Origin of the sequence: Microbispora sp. GKU 823 (assembly GCF_002027145.1) — a bacterium.
GTDB lineage: Bacteria > Actinomycetota > Actinomycetes > Streptosporangiales > Streptosporangiaceae > Microbispora > Microbispora siamensis.
The window spans coordinates 32,903-48,159 of the sequence record NZ_MWJN01000022.1 but is presented as its reverse complement, the minus strand read 5'-3'; the positions used below and the strand labels follow the sequence as shown (position 1 = coordinate 48,159).

Here is a 15,257-nt window from a genome sequence, read left to right as displayed (position 1 = left end):
GAAGGATCGTCCAGGTTTTCGCTTCGTTGACCGCAGCCGAATAACCCCGGCGGAATGGTGCGAGACGCACACCGTACGGCTCGCGCGGGCCGTACGGCGCGGGACACGCGACGGACTTACCGCTCACGTGCCCGGCGTGCCAAAGAATTCACCCACGCCCTCCGCGTGGCCGCCGCCCCCGGAGACTTTCCCGGGCGATACTCGGTGCGTGCGTGCGGTCACCAGGGTCATCGGCGAGCTGTGCCTGCCCGCGGGGCTCGTCCTGCTGCTGTTCTACGCGTACCTGCTGTGGGGCACCAGCGCGGAAACCGAGCGGGAGCAGCGCGACCTGCAGCGACGGCTCGGCGAGGTCTTCGCCAGGCATGACGCGCATGCGGGCCCGGGCGTGGGTGCGGTGCGGCTCGGCGACGCCCTGGCGCTGCTGCGCATCCCGCGGCTGGGCGCGCATTACCGGTTCGCCGTCGTCGAGGGCGTCGGCCCGGCGGAGCTGCGCAAGGGCCCCGGCCACTTCCCCGGCTCGGCGCTGCCCGGTCAGGTGGGCAACTTCGTGCTCTCCGGGCACCGCACCACCTACGCCGCCCCGTTCAACCGGATCGACCAGCTGCGGCCAGGCGACGACATCGTGGTGGACGCGCGGGACGCCCGCTACACCTACCAGGTGACGCGCAAGGAGGTCGTGGACCCCGGCGACGTCGACGTCGTCGATCCCGTCCCCGGGCACCCCGGGCGGCGGCCGACCACCGCGCTCATGACCATGACCACCTGCCACCCCAAGTTCTCCGCGGCGCAGCGCCTGGTCGTCCAGAGCGTGCTCGTCCGCCGCGAGGAACGCCGAAGCTGAGCGAGGGAGATCCGGCGTGTACAGATTCCTCTGGCGGCGGCTGCCCGGAGGCACCGCGCTCCGGCTGGCCGTCGTGCTGCTGCTGACCGGCGCCGCCGTGGCCGCGCTGTGGTACGTCGTGTTCCCCTGGCTGGCGCCGCGGGTGCCGCTCGGATAGCGAAGCCTCCCATATCACGGAAGTAGGGGAAAACTGCCCTGTCCCCCGCCGTGCCCGCCGAACGTACGTTGGCGGGAGCCCCACCCGAGACCGCACCGTCGACGCTCCCGGTGCGCATCGTGGTGGTCGTCCCCCGACCGAGGAGACCCCGATGCACACTGTCCCCGATGCCGAACGGCAAGGGTCCTCCGGACCGTCGTCGGCCCTGCTCCTGGGACTGGCCGTGCTGTTCACGGTGTCGCCGGCCCGGGCGGCCGCGCCGGCCGGCGAATCGGCGGCGGCCGCCGTACGCGTGCTGCGCTACGACGCGAGCCGGGCCGCCGAGTTCCGCACCGTGATGGACCAGGCCGCGCAGGTCTGGAACGCCGCCGTCACCAACGTCCGGCTCGTCGCGGGCACGCCCGCCGACTTCGTGGTGCTCGCCGACGACGGCTGGCCCCGCACGAGCGTCACCAGGCTGGGCCGGGGCACCATCTGGATGGGCAGGGAGGCCACCGCCGAGGGCTACTACCCCCTGCGCATCGCCACCCATGAGATCGGCCACATCCTCGGGCTGCCCGACCGGCGCACCGGCCTGTGCGCCGACCTGATGTCCGGTCACAGCGCCCCGGTGAGCTGCACCAACGCCAACCCCAGCGCGGCGGAGCGCCGCGCGGTCGAGGCGAACTTCGCCGGCTCCGCCCTCCGCGCCGGCGCGGTGACCACCGGCGTCTTCGTCGACCGCCCGGACGCCCGCGACCTGGTCCCCGCGCCGTAGCGGGTCTCGGGAAGCACGGTCCGAAGGACGCCCTTCAGGGGGCGCCCTTCAGGGAACGCGCTTCAGAGGGCGACACCGAGGAGCGCGTCGGCGACGTCGTGCACCAGCGCCGGAGCGGAGGCGTCGTCGCCCTCCTCCGCCGCCCAGGCGTCGATCGCCGCGAGCGCTCCCGGGGCGTCGAGGTCGTCGGCGAGGCGCTCGCGCACCGCCGTCAGCACCGGCGCGCCCGCGGGGCCCGCCGGGCGCGCCACCGCCGCCCGCCACCGCGCCAGCCTCTCCTCGGCCGCGGCGAGCTGGTCCGGCGTCCACTCCCAGTCCGCGCGGTAGTGGTGCGCCAGCAGGGCCAACCGCACGGCCATGGGGTCGGTCGTCTGCCGCAGCCGGGAGACGAACACGAGGTTGCCCTTGGACTTCGACATCTTCTCGCCGTCCAGGCCGACCATGCCCGCGTGGACGTACGCCCGCGCGAACGGCCACTCGCCGGTGGCCACGTGGCCCTCGCAGGCGCCCATCTCGTGGTGGGGGAAGATCAGGTCCGAGCCGCCGCCGGCGACGTCGAAGCCGCTGCCCAGGTTGCGCAGGGCGATGGCGGTGCACTCGATGTGCCAGCCGGGCCTGCCGCGGCCGAACGGCGACTCCCAGGACGGCTCTCCCGGCCGTTCCGCCCGCCACAGCAGCCAGTCGAGCGGATGGCGCTTGCCCTCCCTGCCGGGGTCGCCCCCGCGCTCGCCGAACAGCTCCAGCATGGTCTCCTCGGAGTAGCCGGAGACCGCGCCGAACTTGGGCGCCGAGGCGACCGAGAAGTAGACGTCCCCGTCGATCTCGTACGTGGCCCCCCGCTCGGCCAGCCGGGTGATCAGTTCGGCGATCTCCCCGATGGTCTCGGTGACCCCGACGTACTCGCGGGGCGGCAGGATGCGCAGCGCCTCCATGTCGGAGCGGAACAGCTCGATCTCGCGCTCGCCGAGTGACCGCCAGTCGGTTCCGGTCGCCTCGGCCCGCTCGAGCAGGGGGTCGTCCACGTCGGTGGCGTTCTGGGTGTAGTGCACGTCGTGGCCGGCGTCCCGCCACACCCGGTTGACCAGGTCGAAGGCGAGGTAGGTGTTGGCGTGCCCGAGATGGGTGGCGTCGTACGGCGTGATGCCGCAGACGTAGAGCCGGGCCTCGCCGGAGGGGGCCGTCTCCCGCACCTCACGGGCGGCGGTGTCGTGCAGACGAAGCACAGGGCCCGAACCGGGCAGCCGGGGGACATTCGGAGCAGACCACGATCGCATGGTGTGAAGCCTATCCGCGCGGCCGGCGGACCCGGTCAGCCGGTGTGCTCCACGAGGTGTCGATCTCGTGCCAGGTGGCGGGGTCGTCGGGCTGGGGGCAGAAGTCGTAGCGCAGCCCCTCCTCCGCGAGGGCGACCAGCGTGACCGAGAGGCTGGCGAAGACCCGCCCGTCCGGCAGCCGCCGCCGCATGACCAGCGCCCGGGGAGTCGTCCCAGGGCACCCCGGCACCCGACGCGGGATCGAGCCACTCCCCCCAGAACCGCTCGGACGAGCCGCCCGTGGTCCACCCGGGCCGGACGGCGCGGGCGAAGCGGGGGCGGAACCAGGCGGTGCGCGGCCGGCTCTCGCCGCGGTCCCAGCCCGAGTTCACGATCACGTGCACGCCCTCGGGCAGCTTCTCCTCGGCCAGGCTCTCGCCGTTCCAGCTCCACAGCCGTACGCCGTCGAGCCCGCCGAGGACGAGATGGAAAGGGTCGTACCAGGACAGGTCGAGCGCGAGGCAGTTCCCCCGCGGCGGCGGCGAGGAGCGGCAGTTCGCCGCGTGAGTGGCGCCGGCCCGCCGGGGCCGCCACGCCCTCGCCGTTGAGCAGCGCGGCCACGCGCCGCCCGGCGGGGTCGGCGGCCAGCCAGGTGCCGCCCGCCTCCAGGTCGCGGCCTCCGATCAGGTCCGGGTACGCGGGCCAGTGCCGGTCCGGGGACATCCACGGCCGCGTGACGAACTCGTCACGCACTCCCACCAGGAGCACCGGCGCGCCGGCCTCCGGCTCGACGCTCACGATGACCGTACACAATGCGTGTTCCCTCCAATATCGGTAGAGACCCCTGCAGAGTGCACAATTCGCACGTTTTGCGCAAGCCTGTCTGCGGTGATCAAATCGGGGGCCACGGAATCGCCGGCCAGTCCTCGGACGGGTGCGGGTGGACACCGGTGGCCAGCAGCCTCTTGACCCGCTCCCACGTGGCCTCCACCTCGGACTGGGTGAGCAGCTCGCGCAGGCGCCGGCCGAGACGTCCCCGCTCGATCTCGCGCTCCAGCCGCACCAGCACGTTGACCGCCTCGCGCGGGAGCGTCTTGCCGCGCCACTGCCACAGCACGGTGCGCAGCTTGTCCTCCACCGCGAAGCAGACCCCGTGGTCGACCCCGTACACGTGCCCGTCGGGCAGCGGCAGCAGGTGGCCGCCCTTGCGGTCGGCGTTGTTCACCACGGCGTCGAACACGGCCATGCGGCGCAGGGCGGGGTTGCGGCTGCGCATCAGGGCCATCAGGTCGGTCTCGGGATCGGCGTCGATCCACAGTTGCACCATCCCCGGGCCGAAGGGGCCGTCCCGGTAGACGGTCGGCGGCACGATGCGCCATCCGGTGACCGCCGCCACCTCGTAGGCGGCCACCTCGCGGGCCGCGAGCGTGCCGTCGGGGAAGTCCCACAGGGGGCGCTCCCCGCGCACCGGCTTGTACACGCACGCCGCCGCGTGCTCGCCGTTCCTGATGGAGCAGTAGAGCGTCATGTTCGTGGCCTCGACGAGTCGTCCGGCCACTTCTAAGGTGCCCTCCTGCAGCAGGCGCATGGCCGCCGCGTCGTCCAGCCCCGGCCCGTCCACGTCGCTGATGCTCGCCTCGTCCTCGGCCGTCATCCGGTTCCTCGCCCGCGCGGCGCACGGCCGCCCTTCCACCCGTTCACAGCGCGCCTCTCATGCCGACAATCCCCCGGGATGGTGGCCGTTGAGGCGGACGCAGATGTGACCCTCGGGGTCGAGGGGCCGGCCGCACAGCGGGCACGGGGGGCGCCCCGCGGCGACCACCTCCAGCGCCCGGCGGCTGAAGGCGCGGGCGGCGGCGGCGCTGATCCGCACCCTGAGGACGGCGGGCTCGGGCCGGTCGTCCAGCGGCGGCTCGTCCTCCTCGTCGCCCTCGGTGGCCTCCTGCGCCTCGATGATCACCTGGGCGGTCTCGGGATCCCAGGCGAGCGCCATCGTGCCCACCCGGAAGTCCTCGTCGATCGGCAGGTCGAGCGGGCCCTCGTCGGCCAGCTCCGCGGGGGCCATGGCCGGGACCGGCGCGCGCCCGCCGCTGCGCCGCAGCACCTCGTCGAGCAGTTCGTCGAGGCGGTCGGCGAGCACGGCGACCTGGAACTTCTCGAGCGCCACCGTGGTGATCCTGCCCTGGCCGCGTGCCTGCAGGAAGAAGGCTCGTGCGCCCGGTTGCCCCACGGCACCGGCCACGAACCTGTCAGGCGGATCGTAGTCGAAGACCGGCATAGCCCGACCTTATGTGGTCCCGGGTCCACCGCCGACGGCGGCATCGCTTCCGGTGATGGTTTCTCCCCCGTCTTCGTCCTCCGACACCTCCGGCGGGGGCACCAGGTTGGCCACTCCCCCGCCCACGTCGTTCGCCCTGAGCAGGAAGGGACGCAAGGGGGTGTAGCGGATCACCGTGACGGACGCGGGATCGGCCGTGATCCGCTGGAACTGGTCCAGGTGCAGGCCCAGCGCGTCGGCCACGATCGCCTTGATCACGTCCCCGTGGCTGCACACCAGGTAGGTGGCCTTCTCACCGAGGCGCTCGTTCCAGTCGCGTACGGCCCGCACGGCCCGGTTCTGCACCTCCGCCAGGGCCTCGCCGCCGGGGAACACCGCGGCGCTGGGGTGGGCCTGCACCACCCGCCACAGCGGCTCCTGGGCGAGCTCCTTCAGCGGCCTGCCCGTCCAGTCGCCGTAGCCGCACTCGCCGAACCTGTCGTCGGTCTGCACCGAGACGGGGCGGCCCTGCGCGATGGCCGCGGCGGTCTCCTGGCACCGCTCCAGCGGGCTGGACACGATGGCGTCCAGTTCCAGGGGCGCGAGCCGTTCCGCCACCGCGCGCGCCTGCTCCCTGCCGCGCTCGTCGAGGTGGACCCCCGGGGTCCAGCCCGCCAGCACCGGGCCGGTCATCGCGGTGAGGCCGTGCCGTACGAGGAGGACGGTCGTCATGACTGCACCACCCCGAGAGCCAGCAGCGTGAGGAGGAACGTCCCGGCGAAGACCCGGTAGACGACGAAGACGATGGTCGAGTGGCGCGCCACGTAACGCAGCAGCCAGGCGATCGAGGCGTATCCGACGACGAACGACACGACGGTCGCGATCAGGGTCGGCGCGACCGGCGGGCCGCCGCCGTCGCCGACGTGCCGCAGCTCGAACAGCCCCGAGAGGATCACCGCCGGGATCGACAGCAGGAAGGAGTAGCGGGCGGCCGCCTCGCGCGTGTACCCGAGGAACAACGCGCCGGTCATCGTGGAGCCCGAGCGGGAGGCGCCGGGGATCAGCGGCAGCATCTGCCAGGCGCCGACGATCAGGCCGTCGCGCATGGTGAGGTCGGCGACTTCCTTCTTCTTGCGCCCCATCTGGTCGGCCACGAGCAGCAGCAGGCCGAAGACGATGAGCATGGCCGCGTTCAGCCACAGGTTGCGGGCCGGGCCCTCGATCGCGTCCTTGAACAGCAGGCCGGCGACGCCGATCGGGATCGTGCCCAGGCCGATGTACCACCCCATGCGCGCGTCGAGGTCGCCGCGCAGCTCCGGCGTCCACAGGCTGCGCAGCCAGGTCCAGGTGATCCGGACGATGTCCCGCCAGAAGTAGATGAGCACCGCGAGCATGGTGCCGAGCTGGATCACCGCGGTGAACGCGGCGCCGGGGTCGCCCCATCCGGCCAGCTTGGGCACGATCAGCAGGTGGGCCGAGCTGGAGATGGGCAGGAACTCGGTGAGACCCTGCACGAGCCCGAGCACGATCGCCTGTAGTACGTCCATGGTGCGGACAGCCTATCGGCTAGTCTGTCCGCACCATGGACCAGCGACTAGTCGGGCGCAGCGGTCTGTCGGTGTCCAGGATCGGGCTCGGCACGATGACCTGGGCCCGCGACACCTCCGCCGAGGAGGCGACGGCGCAGCTCACCGCCTTCGCCGAGGCCGGCGGCACGCTGATCGACACCGCCGACGTGTACGGCGGCGGCGACGCCGAGCGCCTGATCGGCCGGCTCATCCGCGACGTGGTGCCGCGCTCGGAGCTGGTCATCGCCACCAAGGCCGTGCTCACCCCCGGCGGCGAGCGCGACGCCTCCCGCCGTCACCTCATCCGCGCGCTCGACGCCTCCCTGGCCCGGCTCGGGCTGGAGGAGGTCGACCTGTGGCAGCTCCACGCGTTCGACCCCCGGGTGCCGCTGGAGGAGACGCTCGCCGCCGTCGACTTCGCCGTCTCCACCGGGCGCACGGCCTACGCGGGCGTGTGCAACTACACGGGCTGGCAGCTCGCGGCCGCCGCCACGTGGCAGCGGTGCGGCGACTCGCGGGCCCCGATCGTCGCGGCGCAGGTGGAGTACTCCCTGCTGGCCAGGGACGCCGAGGAGGAACTGCTGCCCGCCGCCGGGCACGTGGGCGCCGGGGTCCTCGCCTGGTCGCCGCTGGGACGCGGCGTGCTGACCGGCAAGTACCGCACCGGCATCCCCGCGGACTCCCGCGCCGCCACCCCGCACTTCGCCGAGTTCGTCCGGCCGTATCTGGACGAACGGTGCCGCAGCATCGTGGAGTCGGTGACCACGGCGGCCGAGGGGCTCGGCGTGTCGCCGCTCTCCGTGGCGCTCGCCTGGGTGCGCGACCGCCCGGGCGTGTCGTCGGCGATCGTCGGCGCGCGCACCCACGCGCAGCTCCTCGGCGTGTTGCAGGCCGAGAAGCTGACGCTGCCGTGGGAGATCCGCGAGGCTCTGGACGACGTCTCCGACCCCTGATCGCCGCACCGCGCCCGCGAGGCTAACGAGAATCGCCTTCACGTATCACACATCGATACCGAACTGCAACTTTCTACTGCATAACCCCGCGCTCTGGCGAAGAGTGGCGGGTATGTCGGGGGATGGACCAGAGCACTGCGGAAGGGGACACATGGGGATCGTAGGCAAGGCCTCCGCGATCTCCGCCGGGGCTCTCACGATCACCCTGGCCGGAGGACTCCCTCTCGCCGCATCCCCGGCACAGGCGCTCGACTGCACGGGAGGCGGCGGCCTGGTCTCGGGCATCACCGGCGGCGTCTGCTCCCTGGTGGACGGTGTGGGCCGCCTTGCGGACGGCGTCACCGACGTCGCGGACAAGGCCACCGGCGGAGTGACGGCACCGGTCACGAAGGCCGTGGACGACACGCTGAAGACGACCACCGGAGCCGCGGGCACGGCGGTGAACGACGTCGGCAAGGCGGTCGACAAGGCCGGCCAGACGCTGACCGGGGCGGCGGACACCGCCGCCGGCGCCACCGGCGGAGCGGTGAGCGGAGCGACCGGAGCGGCGGGCGGAGCGGTCGGAGCGGCGACGGGAGCGGTGACGGGCGGCGACGGAGCCGCGCACAGCCCCGCCCCCAGCGTGCAGAAGCTCACCGACGGGCTGACCCGCGCCGTCCAGGACACCTGCCTGCCCCTGGTCGCCGGCGAGGACTGCGCGTCCCAGGAGCACCGCGAGAGCGGGGAGGGCGCGCAGGGCAACGGGAAGACGCGGCCGGCCGGCAAGAAGCCGGCGCGGCCGAAGGCGTCCATGACGCCCGAGGGCACCCTCGCACCCGAGCCGTACCGGCCGCGTCTCGTCGCGGCGCTGGACGACACGCCGCAGACGGACCGCGCGTCGAGAGTGGACCCCGACGAGGACGGCGTGATCCCCCTCCTGTGGCCCGGGCAGAAGATGCCCGATCTGCCCGAACTGCGCGGCGACCCGGCGGGCGCGCGCGCTCGGGCCCACCGGTCCTACGACACGGCGGGGACGGCCCTCACCGCGGCGCTGCTGCTTTCGGCGCTGCTCGCCACCCGCGTGGTCTCGGCCCGGCGGGCGCGTGCCGGGCAGCAGGATCCGCACGAGTCGATCCCCTTCGAGGGCGGCATGCGACTGCCCGGCAAGGCGGGGCGCCACCGGCTCGCCTGAGCGGCGTGCGCGCGCCGACCTGAGCTGCGCCTCGCCCGATTGATGGGTTGATGCGAACCGGCGCCGGTGATCGCGCATCAACTCCGGAACGGGTTATCCATGCCGTGGCGGCACCGCGAGGTGCCCGGGCCACGGAAGGAGCAGCTCGGGATGAGATGGAGCATCACCCTCAGGGCGCTGGCCGTCCCGGCGGCGGCGGCCGTCGCGCTGACGACGACCGCCACCGGTGCGGTCGCCGGATCGGGAGACGGGCCGGGCTCGGGGGTCGGGGTCGGGCCGGACCGGCACGGTGCGGTCCGACGACATTCCGCGCGGCGGGACGGCCGACCTCCCGCGCCGCGTCTCCGACAGGCTGTGCGACCAGGGGCGGAAGAGCGCGCAGACCTGCGACGGGACCGACCCGGTCAGGAGCCGCTGCGACGACGGGGCGTACACGGTGGCCAGTTCGCGGCTCTGGTATCACGACGGCCGCGGACGGGCCACCCGGCCCGCCGGCGCCACCGTCGAGCTGCGGTACTCCCCCCGGTGCGGGACCAACTGGTCGAGGGTCGCGCTCGACGAGGGGCGCACCGCGCCGGTGGGCGTTCTCGTGTGCCGTGGCGAGGGTTTCGACGACTGCACCGAGACGTACGCCACCCGCAACGGCACCGCGTACTCCGACCAGCTCTACGCGAAGGACGTGGAGGCGACGGCGTACGCGTTGTGCTGCGGCGTCTGGCCGGACATCGCCTCCGCCTGGGTCAAGGGCTGAGCCCGCCGCGGAACCGACGGTCCGCGCACGTACGCCGCATGCCACGGCGGGAGCTCGTGCGGCGGGAACGGGGGCCGGTCCCACGGCCGTCCGGCCTCCTCACCCGCGCGGGAGGAGGCGACCCCGTCCGGTCAGGAGTACCAGGTGGGCTCGGGGATCTCGTCGAGCAGGCGGTAGACGCCCACCTCGCGGCGCTTGTACGCCACCGGGTCGTGCAGCGTGTGGGTGCGCACGTTGCGCCAGAACCGGTCGAACCCGTAGCGGGACGCGGTCGAGCGGGCGCCGGTGGCCTCGAAGACACGCGAGGTGACCTCCAGGGCCACGTCGGTGGCGCGCGCCTTGACCGCGGCCACCCGCACCTCGTGCTCCCCGCGCAGCCGGGGGGTGACCTCGTCCGGGTTGAGGTGGAACCACAGGCCCTCCCGGGCGACCTCGTCGGCCAGCGCCTCGGCGGCCCACAGCTTGGCGGTGAGGTCGCCGTAGAGGTCGATGACGTACGGCTCGTCGACCGCGCGCTCGTGCCCGCTGTGCAGCCACGGGCGGGTGTGCTCCCTCGTGTACGCCAGCGCGGTCTCCAGCGCTCCCCTGGCGATGCCGAGGTAGAAGTTCACGAACACGAGCTGGATGGTCGGCACGTTGAGCGTGGCGTAGACGCGCGGCTGGAACTCCTTGTCCACGTAGCCGAGGGCGTCGCGCCACGGCACGCGCACGCCGGAGACGGTGACGCTGCCGCTCTCGGTCAGCCGCTGGCCGATGTTGTCCCAGTCGTCGTGGAAGGTCAGCCCCTCGGAACTGGAGCGGACGATGGCGAAGACGTGCTTGTCCGTGCCCTCCAGCACGCCCTCCAGGACGGTGACGTCGGAGACCTTGCTGCCGGTGGAGAAGGTCTTGCGCCCGTCGAAGACGAGGGTGTCGCCCTCGTCGCGCACGACGATGTCACGGTCGCGGGGGTTGACGGCCCCGCCGAAGAACCACCGGTTCCGGGCCGCGTCGGCCTCGATCCGCTCCCACTGCTCGCGGGTGCCCACCAGGCGCGCCGCCCAGTTCCAGAGGTAGTGGTAGCCGAGCAGCTGGCCGATGGAGCCGTCGGCCGCGGCCACCTCGCGGACGACGCGGTAGGCGGTGGGCCAGTCCTGTCCCGCGCCGCCGTGCCCGGCCGGTCCGAGCAGCGTGACCAGGCCGGAGTCCTTGAGCAGCCCGATCTCCGCGTACGGGGTCTTGGCGGCCCGGTCACGCTCGGCGGCGTCCACCGCGAGGACGGCCGCCACCTCGCCGGCGCGCGCGATCCACTCGTCCGGAGTGCGGGGCGCCGGGCCGTCCGTCCAGTCCGTACGGCTGGCGTGAGCGATGGTCACGTGTCGTCTCCTCTCGTGTGCGGCGCGTCGCGCCTGCTGTCGCTCACCAGGTTAGGCAACATTCTCTACTTGTTAAGTAGGAAAATTGCCGAACGGCCGGTAGGGTCGCCCTTGAACACCACCGGCGAACCCCCTGGACGAGGTGGACGACGATGCGCATCGAGCAGCTCGAGTACATCCGTGCGGTGACCCGCCTCGGCTCGCTCCGCCGGGCGGCCGACCACCTGCACCTGTCCCAGCCGGCGCTGAGCGAGACCGTGCGCAACCTGGAGCGGGAACTCGGCGTCGATCTCCTGGAGCGACGCCGGTCCGGCGCCACCATCAGCGACAAGGGCCGCGAGCTGCTGCCGTACATCAACGGCGTGCTGGAGGCGGTGGACCGCCTGCGCGGCGCGGCCGACGAGCAGCACCACACGGCCCGCATGGTCAGGCTGGGCACGGTCAACGCGGCCACGGTCCCGCTGCTGATCCCCGCCGTACGGGCGTTCCGGGAGGCCCATCCGGCGACCCAGGTCGAGGTCGTCGGCGCCCAGCAGGCCGAGATCCACCGGCGCATCCGGGAGGGGAGCTTCGACCTCGGGCTGGTGAACTACCTGAGCGGCGACGACCTGCCGCCCGACCTCGCCACGACCGAACTGCTGCGCGGCCGCCCGGTCGTGTGCGTACGGCCCGACAGCCCGCTGGCCGCGCTGCCCGCGGTCGAGGTCGCCGACCTGCTCCGCGAGCCCCTGATCGTGATGCGCTCCGGCTATGTCATGCACCGCCTGGTGCACCGCCTGCTCGGCGGGCGGCGCGTCGTTCTCGTATTCGACCGACGGCGCCGAGATGGGCAAGCTCATGGTCGCCGAGGGGCTCGGCGCCACCGTGCTGCCCGAGTTCAGCGTGGCCGGCGACCCCCTCCTGCGCAGCGGCGCGATCACCTACCGGCCGCTGGCGCAGCGCGTGGCGGAGGTGCTCCTGGTGATCCAGTCGCAGCGGTCGGCCTCCGGCCCCCGGGTGGCCCGCGACCTGCACCGGTTCCTCCTGGACCGGGCACGCGAGTGCCGCACCGGCGCCCGGGCCCGCGCCGCGGGGTGAAAGCCCTGCCAGTGGCGAAGTGCCCGTGGTGGAGTGACAGGGCGGCCCTATCACTCCCCCGCCGATCGCGTGTGGAACTCCGGACACCGGCCGCCGTACGATCCCAATTGTCCAAGTAGGAAATACGTGGAAGGGGTCATTCGTGTCAGCGAACGTCAGTCCCGAGCCGCTGCGGTTCGCCTACTGGGTGCCCAACGTCAGCGGCGGGCTCGTCACCAGCACCATCGAGCAGCGCACCGACTGGAGCTACGACTACAACCGGAAGCTGGCGGTGCTCGCGGAGAACAACGGCTTCGAGTACGCGCTGTCCCAGGTGCGCTACATGGCCAGCTACGGCGCCGCGTTCCAGCAGGAGTCGACGAGCTTCAGCCTGGCGCTGCTGCTCGCCACCCAGCGGCTGAAGGTGATCGCCGCGGTGCATCCCGGCCTGTGGCACCCGGCGGTGCTGGCCAAGCTGCTCAGCACCGCCGACCACCTCTCGGGAGGCCGGGCCGCCGTCAACGTGGTGAGCGGCTGGTTCAAGGGCGAGTTCACCGCCCTGGGCGAGCCGTGGCTGGAGCACGACGAGCGCTACCGCAGGGCGGAGGAGTTCATCCGCGTCCTGCGCGCGAGCTGGACCGAGGACAAGGCGCGGTTCCAGGGCGACTTCTACCGGCTGCACGGCTACGACCTGCAGCCCAAGCCGCTCTCCGGGCCGGACCGCCCGCACCCCGAGATCTTCCAGGGCGGCAACTCCACCGCGGCACGCGCCATGGCCGGCCGGGTCTCCGACTGGTACTTCAGCAACGGCAAGGACTTCGACGGCGTCACCGAGCAGATCGAGGAGGTCGGCGCGGCGGCGCGGGCCCACGGCCGCCGGGTGCGGTTCGGCCTGAACGGCTTCCTCATCGCCAGGGACACCGAGGCGGAGGCGCGCGAGACGCTGCGCGAGATCGTGGCCAAGGCCGACGTCGAGGCCGTCCACGGGTTCCGCGACGCGGTCCGCCAGGCCGGCCGGTCCACCCAGGACGGACGGGGAATGTGGGCCGACTCCACGTTCGAGGACCTGGTGCAGTACAACGACGGCTTCCGCACCCGCCTCATCGGCACCCCAGAGCAGATCGCCCATCGGGCGATCGAGTACAAGAAGCGGGGCGTCGACCTGCTCCTGCTCGGCTTCCTGCATTACCACGAGGAGGTCGAGTACTTCGGCCGCCACGTGCTGCCCATCATCCGCGAACTGGAGGGCGAGCTCGCGGCGAAGGGCGCGTTCCCGGTGGAACCGGCCCGGGCCTGATCCCATGACCGATCTCACCCACGCACCCGGTCATGTGTCGGGGACCGCGCACGTCGTCACCGGCGACGAGGAGGCCATCGCCGTCGCCGCCGAGCTCGCCGGGCGGTTCGCGCGCGGCGCCGCGGAACGGGACGCCCGCCGCGAACTCCCGCACGCCGAGCTGGCCGAGCTGTCGGCGAGCGGCCTCCTGGGGCATCACCGTCCCCCCGCGAGCACGGCGGCGCCGACGTGCGGACCGCCACACTGGCGGAGGTCGTCCGCCTGCTCGCCACCGCCGACCCCAACATCGCCCAGATCCCGCAGAGCCACTTCGTGTACGTCAACGTGCTGCGGCAGCAGGGGTCCGCGGCCCAGCGGGCGTTCTTCTTCGCCGAGGTCCTGGCGGGCAGGCGGTTCGGCAACGCCCAGTCGGAGGCGGGCACCCGGCACGTGCAGGACTACCGCACCCGGCTGCGCTCCGCCGAGGACGGCGGCTTCGTCCTCGACGGCGTCAAGCACTACGCGACCGGGGCCCTGTTCGCCGACTGGATCACCGTGCTGGCCAAGGACCCCGCCGACCGGCTCGTCGTCGCGTACGTGCCGGCCGGCGCGCCCGGCCTCACGGTCGTGGACGACTGGGAGGGCATGGGCCAGCGCACCACGGCCAGCGGCACGGTCCGGCTGGAGGGCGTGCGGGTGCCTGCCGATCGCGTGGTCCCCCACCACCTGACCTTCACCGGGCCGCAACTGCACGGCGCCCACGCGCAACTGCTGCACGCCGCGATCGACGTCGGCATCGCCCGCGCCGCGCTCACCGAGGCCGCCGAGTTCGTCCGCACCCGCAGCAGGCCGTGGTTCGAGAGCGGCCTCGACCACGCCGCCGACGACCCCCTGACCATCCAGCGTTTCGGAGAGCTGGAGGTCTCCGTACGGGCCGCGGAGGCGCTGCTCGGCGAGGCCGGGCGGGCGGTCGACCGGGCGCGGGAACGGCTCGACGACGAGACCGCGGCGGCGGCGTCCATCGCGGTCGCCACGGCGAAGGCGTTCGCCGACCCCGCGGCCGTCGGGGTCGCCGATGCCCTGTTCGAGGTGTCCGGCACCAGGTCGGCGCTCGACTCGCTGAACCTGCACCGGCACTGGCGCAACGCCCGCACCCACACCCTGCACGATCCGGTGCGCTGGAAGATCCAGCACATCGGCCGGTACGCGCTGAACCGGACCCCGCCCCCTCGGCACGGCCTGATCTGATCCCGCATCCGGCCTCATCCGAATCCGGTCTCATCTGACGGAGGTTCCGCCATGTCCACCATCGTCGTCCTGTCCGGCAGCCCCTCGGCGGTCTCGCGTACCGCCGCCCTGTGCGCGCACCTCGCCGACCGGCTGCGCCTCCTCGGCCACGAGGTCCGCACCGTGCACGTGCGCGACCTGCCGGCGGAGGCGCTGCTGTCGGCCGACACGGGGCACCCGCGGATCGCCGAGGTCGTCGGCCTCGTCGGCGAGGCGGACGGCGTCCTGGTCGCCTCACCCGTGTACAAGGCCGCCTACAGCGGGCTGCTGAAGACGTTGCTCGACCTGCTGCCGCAGTTCGCGTTCGCGGGCAAGGTCGTGCTGCCGGTCCTCACCGGCGGCAGCCCCGCCCACGTGCTGGCCATCGACTACGCGCTGCGCCCGGTCCTGACCTCGCTCGGGGCCGACCACGTCGTGCCGGGATGGTTCGTCCTCGACCGGCACATCGCGCTCCACGGCGACGAGGCCGGTCTCGACCCGGACCACGCCGCCCCGCTCTACCGCGTGGTCGACGCCTTCGCCTCGGCCGTGGCCGCGCGCCGCCCGCTGCTGGCCGCCTCCTGAGGGGACCCCCG

At 73.0% G+C, this 15,257-nt stretch carries 18 protein-coding genes and 2 pseudogenes; 12 read left to right on the top strand and 8 right to left on the bottom strand.

Features of this window, described 5'->3' with window-relative positions:
- The first annotated feature begins 208 nt into the window (after positions 1 to 208).
- The 3 genes from B1L11_RS14355 to B1L11_RS14350 all read left to right on the top strand — a co-directional run bounded on the left by B1L11_RS14355 (position 209) and on the right by B1L11_RS14350 (position 1,755).
- Positions 209 to 841, top strand: coding sequence for a class E sortase (locus B1L11_RS14355; protein ID WP_079314934.1), 633 nt, complete (start codon positions 209 to 211; stop codon positions 839 to 841).
- A gap of 16 nt (positions 842 to 857) precedes the next feature.
- Positions 858 to 998 carry a hypothetical protein gene (locus B1L11_RS46810; protein ID WP_179155138.1) on the top strand — a complete coding sequence of 47 codons (141 nt, stop codon included), beginning with the start codon at positions 858 to 860 and terminating at the stop codon, positions 996 to 998.
- 151 nt (positions 999 to 1,149) lie between these two features.
- The gene (locus B1L11_RS14350; RefSeq protein WP_079314933.1) at positions 1,150 to 1,755 is read left to right on the top strand and encodes a snapalysin family zinc-dependent metalloprotease; all 606 of its coding nucleotides are present in this window, start codon (positions 1,150 to 1,152) and stop codon (positions 1,753 to 1,755) included.
- 62 nt (positions 1,756 to 1,817) lie between these two features.
- Here B1L11_RS14350 and mshC read toward each other — a convergent pair whose 3' ends face one another.
- Complete coding sequence (gene mshC / locus B1L11_RS14345) at positions 1,818 to 3,029, bottom strand: cysteine--1-D-myo-inosityl 2-amino-2-deoxy-alpha-D-glucopyranoside ligase (protein WP_079314932.1); 1,212 nt, start codon at positions 3,027 to 3,029, stop codon at positions 1,818 to 1,820.
- Between the two features lie 10 nt (positions 3,030 to 3,039).
- On the bottom strand, positions 3,040 to 3,258 hold the full coding sequence (locus B1L11_RS53980; RefSeq protein ID WP_306291658.1) for a hypothetical protein: 219 nt from the start codon (positions 3,256 to 3,258) through the stop codon (positions 3,040 to 3,042).
- Positions 3,259 to 3,308: 50 nt separating this feature from the next.
- Here B1L11_RS53980 and B1L11_RS53975 point away from each other — a divergent pair, with 50 nt between their 5' ends.
- On the top strand, positions 3,309 to 3,575 hold the full coding sequence (locus tag B1L11_RS53975; RefSeq protein ID WP_306291657.1) for a hypothetical protein: 267 nt from the start codon (positions 3,309 to 3,311) through the stop codon (positions 3,573 to 3,575).
- Between the two features lie 39 nt (positions 3,576 to 3,614).
- On the opposite strand, the pseudogene B1L11_RS53970 reads toward B1L11_RS53975, so the two are convergent.
- From B1L11_RS53970 to B1L11_RS14320, 5 genes and pseudogenes are all read right to left on the bottom strand, one after another.
- Positions 3,615 to 3,761 (bottom strand): annotated as a pseudogene (locus tag B1L11_RS53970) (NRDE family protein); the annotation flags it as partial.
- A 139-nt stretch (positions 3,762 to 3,900) separates the two neighbouring features.
- On the bottom strand, positions 3,901 to 4,662 hold the full coding sequence (locus B1L11_RS14335) for an SCO1664 family protein (protein WP_079314931.1): 762 nt from the start codon (positions 4,660 to 4,662) through the stop codon (positions 3,901 to 3,903).
- Between the two features lie 57 nt (positions 4,663 to 4,719).
- Positions 4,720 to 5,286, bottom strand: a complete 567-nt coding sequence (locus B1L11_RS14330) for a DUF3090 domain-containing protein (RefSeq protein ID WP_079314930.1) — start codon at positions 5,284 to 5,286, stop codon at positions 4,720 to 4,722.
- Positions 5,287 to 5,295: 9 nt separating this feature from the next.
- Positions 5,296 to 5,997: a histidine phosphatase family protein gene (locus B1L11_RS14325; protein ID WP_079314929.1), complete on the bottom strand. Its 702-nt coding sequence runs from the start codon at positions 5,995 to 5,997 to the stop codon at positions 5,296 to 5,298.
- Positions 5,994 to 6,812, bottom strand: coding sequence for an undecaprenyl-diphosphate phosphatase (locus B1L11_RS14320; RefSeq protein WP_079314928.1), 819 nt, complete (start codon positions 6,810 to 6,812; stop codon positions 5,994 to 5,996). Before B1L11_RS14320 ends, B1L11_RS14325 begins: the two co-directional genes overlap by 4 nt.
- A 35-nt stretch (positions 6,813 to 6,847) precedes the next feature.
- Here B1L11_RS14320 and B1L11_RS14315 point away from each other — a divergent pair, with 35 nt between their 5' ends.
- The 3 genes from B1L11_RS14315 to B1L11_RS14300 all read left to right on the top strand — a co-directional run bounded on the left by B1L11_RS14315 (position 6,848) and on the right by B1L11_RS14300 (position 9,708).
- Positions 6,848 to 7,786 carry an aldo/keto reductase gene (locus B1L11_RS14315; RefSeq protein WP_079314927.1) on the top strand — a complete coding sequence of 313 codons (939 nt, stop codon included), beginning with the start codon at positions 6,848 to 6,850 and terminating at the stop codon, positions 7,784 to 7,786.
- A gap of 151 nt (positions 7,787 to 7,937) precedes the next feature.
- Positions 7,938 to 8,957: a hypothetical protein gene (locus B1L11_RS45205; RefSeq protein WP_143737260.1), complete on the top strand. Its 1,020-nt coding sequence runs from the start codon at positions 7,938 to 7,940 to the stop codon at positions 8,955 to 8,957.
- Positions 8,958 to 9,246: 289 nt separating this feature from the next.
- Positions 9,247 to 9,708, top strand: a complete 462-nt coding sequence (locus B1L11_RS14300) for a DUF2690 domain-containing protein (protein ID WP_179155137.1) — start codon at positions 9,247 to 9,249, stop codon at positions 9,706 to 9,708.
- Positions 9,709 to 9,839: 131 nt separating this feature from the next.
- Here the strand turns inward: B1L11_RS14300 and B1L11_RS14295 are convergent, their stop codons facing one another.
- The gene (locus B1L11_RS14295; protein ID WP_218671115.1) at positions 9,840 to 11,063 is read right to left on the bottom strand and encodes an acyl-CoA dehydrogenase family protein; all 1,224 of its coding nucleotides are present in this window, start codon (positions 11,061 to 11,063) and stop codon (positions 9,840 to 9,842) included.
- A 152-nt stretch (positions 11,064 to 11,215) separates the two neighbouring features.
- Here B1L11_RS14295 and B1L11_RS54795 point away from each other — a divergent pair.
- The 5 genes and pseudogenes from B1L11_RS54795 to ssuE form a co-directional block, all read left to right on the top strand.
- A pseudogene (locus tag B1L11_RS54795) lies at positions 11,216 to 11,800 on the top strand (LysR family transcriptional regulator); the annotation flags it as partial.
- Positions 11,801 to 11,888: 88 nt separating this feature from the next.
- Positions 11,889 to 12,140 (top strand): substrate-binding domain-containing protein, encoded by a 252-nt coding sequence (locus B1L11_RS48255; RefSeq protein WP_218671114.1) that lies wholly within the window; start codon positions 11,889 to 11,891, stop codon positions 12,138 to 12,140.
- Positions 12,141 to 12,282: 142 nt separating this feature from the next.
- Entirely contained in the window at positions 12,283 to 13,416 is a 1,134-nt protein-coding gene (sfnG, locus tag B1L11_RS14285; protein WP_079314923.1) for a dimethylsulfone monooxygenase SfnG, read from the top strand.
- 228 nt (positions 13,417 to 13,644) lie between these two features.
- Positions 13,645 to 14,643, top strand: a complete 999-nt coding sequence (locus B1L11_RS14280; protein ID WP_256862530.1) for an SfnB family sulfur acquisition oxidoreductase — start codon at positions 13,645 to 13,647, stop codon at positions 14,641 to 14,643.
- Between the two features lie 51 nt (positions 14,644 to 14,694).
- On the top strand, positions 14,695 to 15,246 hold the full coding sequence (gene ssuE, locus B1L11_RS14275; protein ID WP_079314922.1) for an NADPH-dependent FMN reductase: 552 nt from the start codon (positions 14,695 to 14,697) through the stop codon (positions 15,244 to 15,246).
- The last annotated feature ends 11 nt before the right edge of the window (positions 15,247 to 15,257 follow it).

Excerpts from the sequence above, each read along its gene's own strand:
- B1L11_RS14350 (WP_079314933.1), top strand. The coding sequence starts at position 1,150 with ATGCACACTGTCCCCGATGCCGAACGGCAAGGGTCCTCCGGACCGTCG.
- B1L11_RS14315 (WP_079314927.1), top strand. The coding sequence starts at position 6,848 with ATGGACCAGCGACTAGTCGGGCGCAGCGGTCTGTCGGTGTCCAGGATC.
- B1L11_RS48255 (WP_218671114.1), top strand. The coding sequence starts at position 11,889 with ATGGGCAAGCTCATGGTCGCCGAGGGGCTCGGCGCCACCGTGCTGCCC.
- mshC (WP_079314932.1), bottom strand. The coding sequence starts at position 3,029 with ATGCGATCGTGGTCTGCTCCGAATGTCCCCCGGCTGCCCGGTTCGGGC.
- B1L11_RS14320 (WP_079314928.1), bottom strand. The coding sequence starts at position 6,812 with ATGGACGTACTACAGGCGATCGTGCTCGGGCTCGTGCAGGGTCTCACC.
- B1L11_RS45205 (WP_143737260.1), top strand. The coding sequence starts at position 7,938 with ATGGGGATCGTAGGCAAGGCCTCCGCGATCTCCGCCGGGGCTCTCACG.
- ssuE (WP_079314922.1), top strand. The coding sequence starts at position 14,695 with ATGTCCACCATCGTCGTCCTGTCCGGCAGCCCCTCGGCGGTCTCGCGT.
- B1L11_RS14335 (WP_079314931.1), bottom strand. The coding sequence starts at position 4,662 with ATGACGGCCGAGGACGAGGCGAGCATCAGCGACGTGGACGGGCCGGGG.
- B1L11_RS14330 (WP_079314930.1), bottom strand. The coding sequence starts at position 5,286 with ATGCCGGTCTTCGACTACGATCCGCCTGACAGGTTCGTGGCCGGTGCC.
- B1L11_RS14325 (WP_079314929.1), bottom strand. The coding sequence starts at position 5,997 with ATGACGACCGTCCTCCTCGTACGGCACGGCCTCACCGCGATGACCGGC.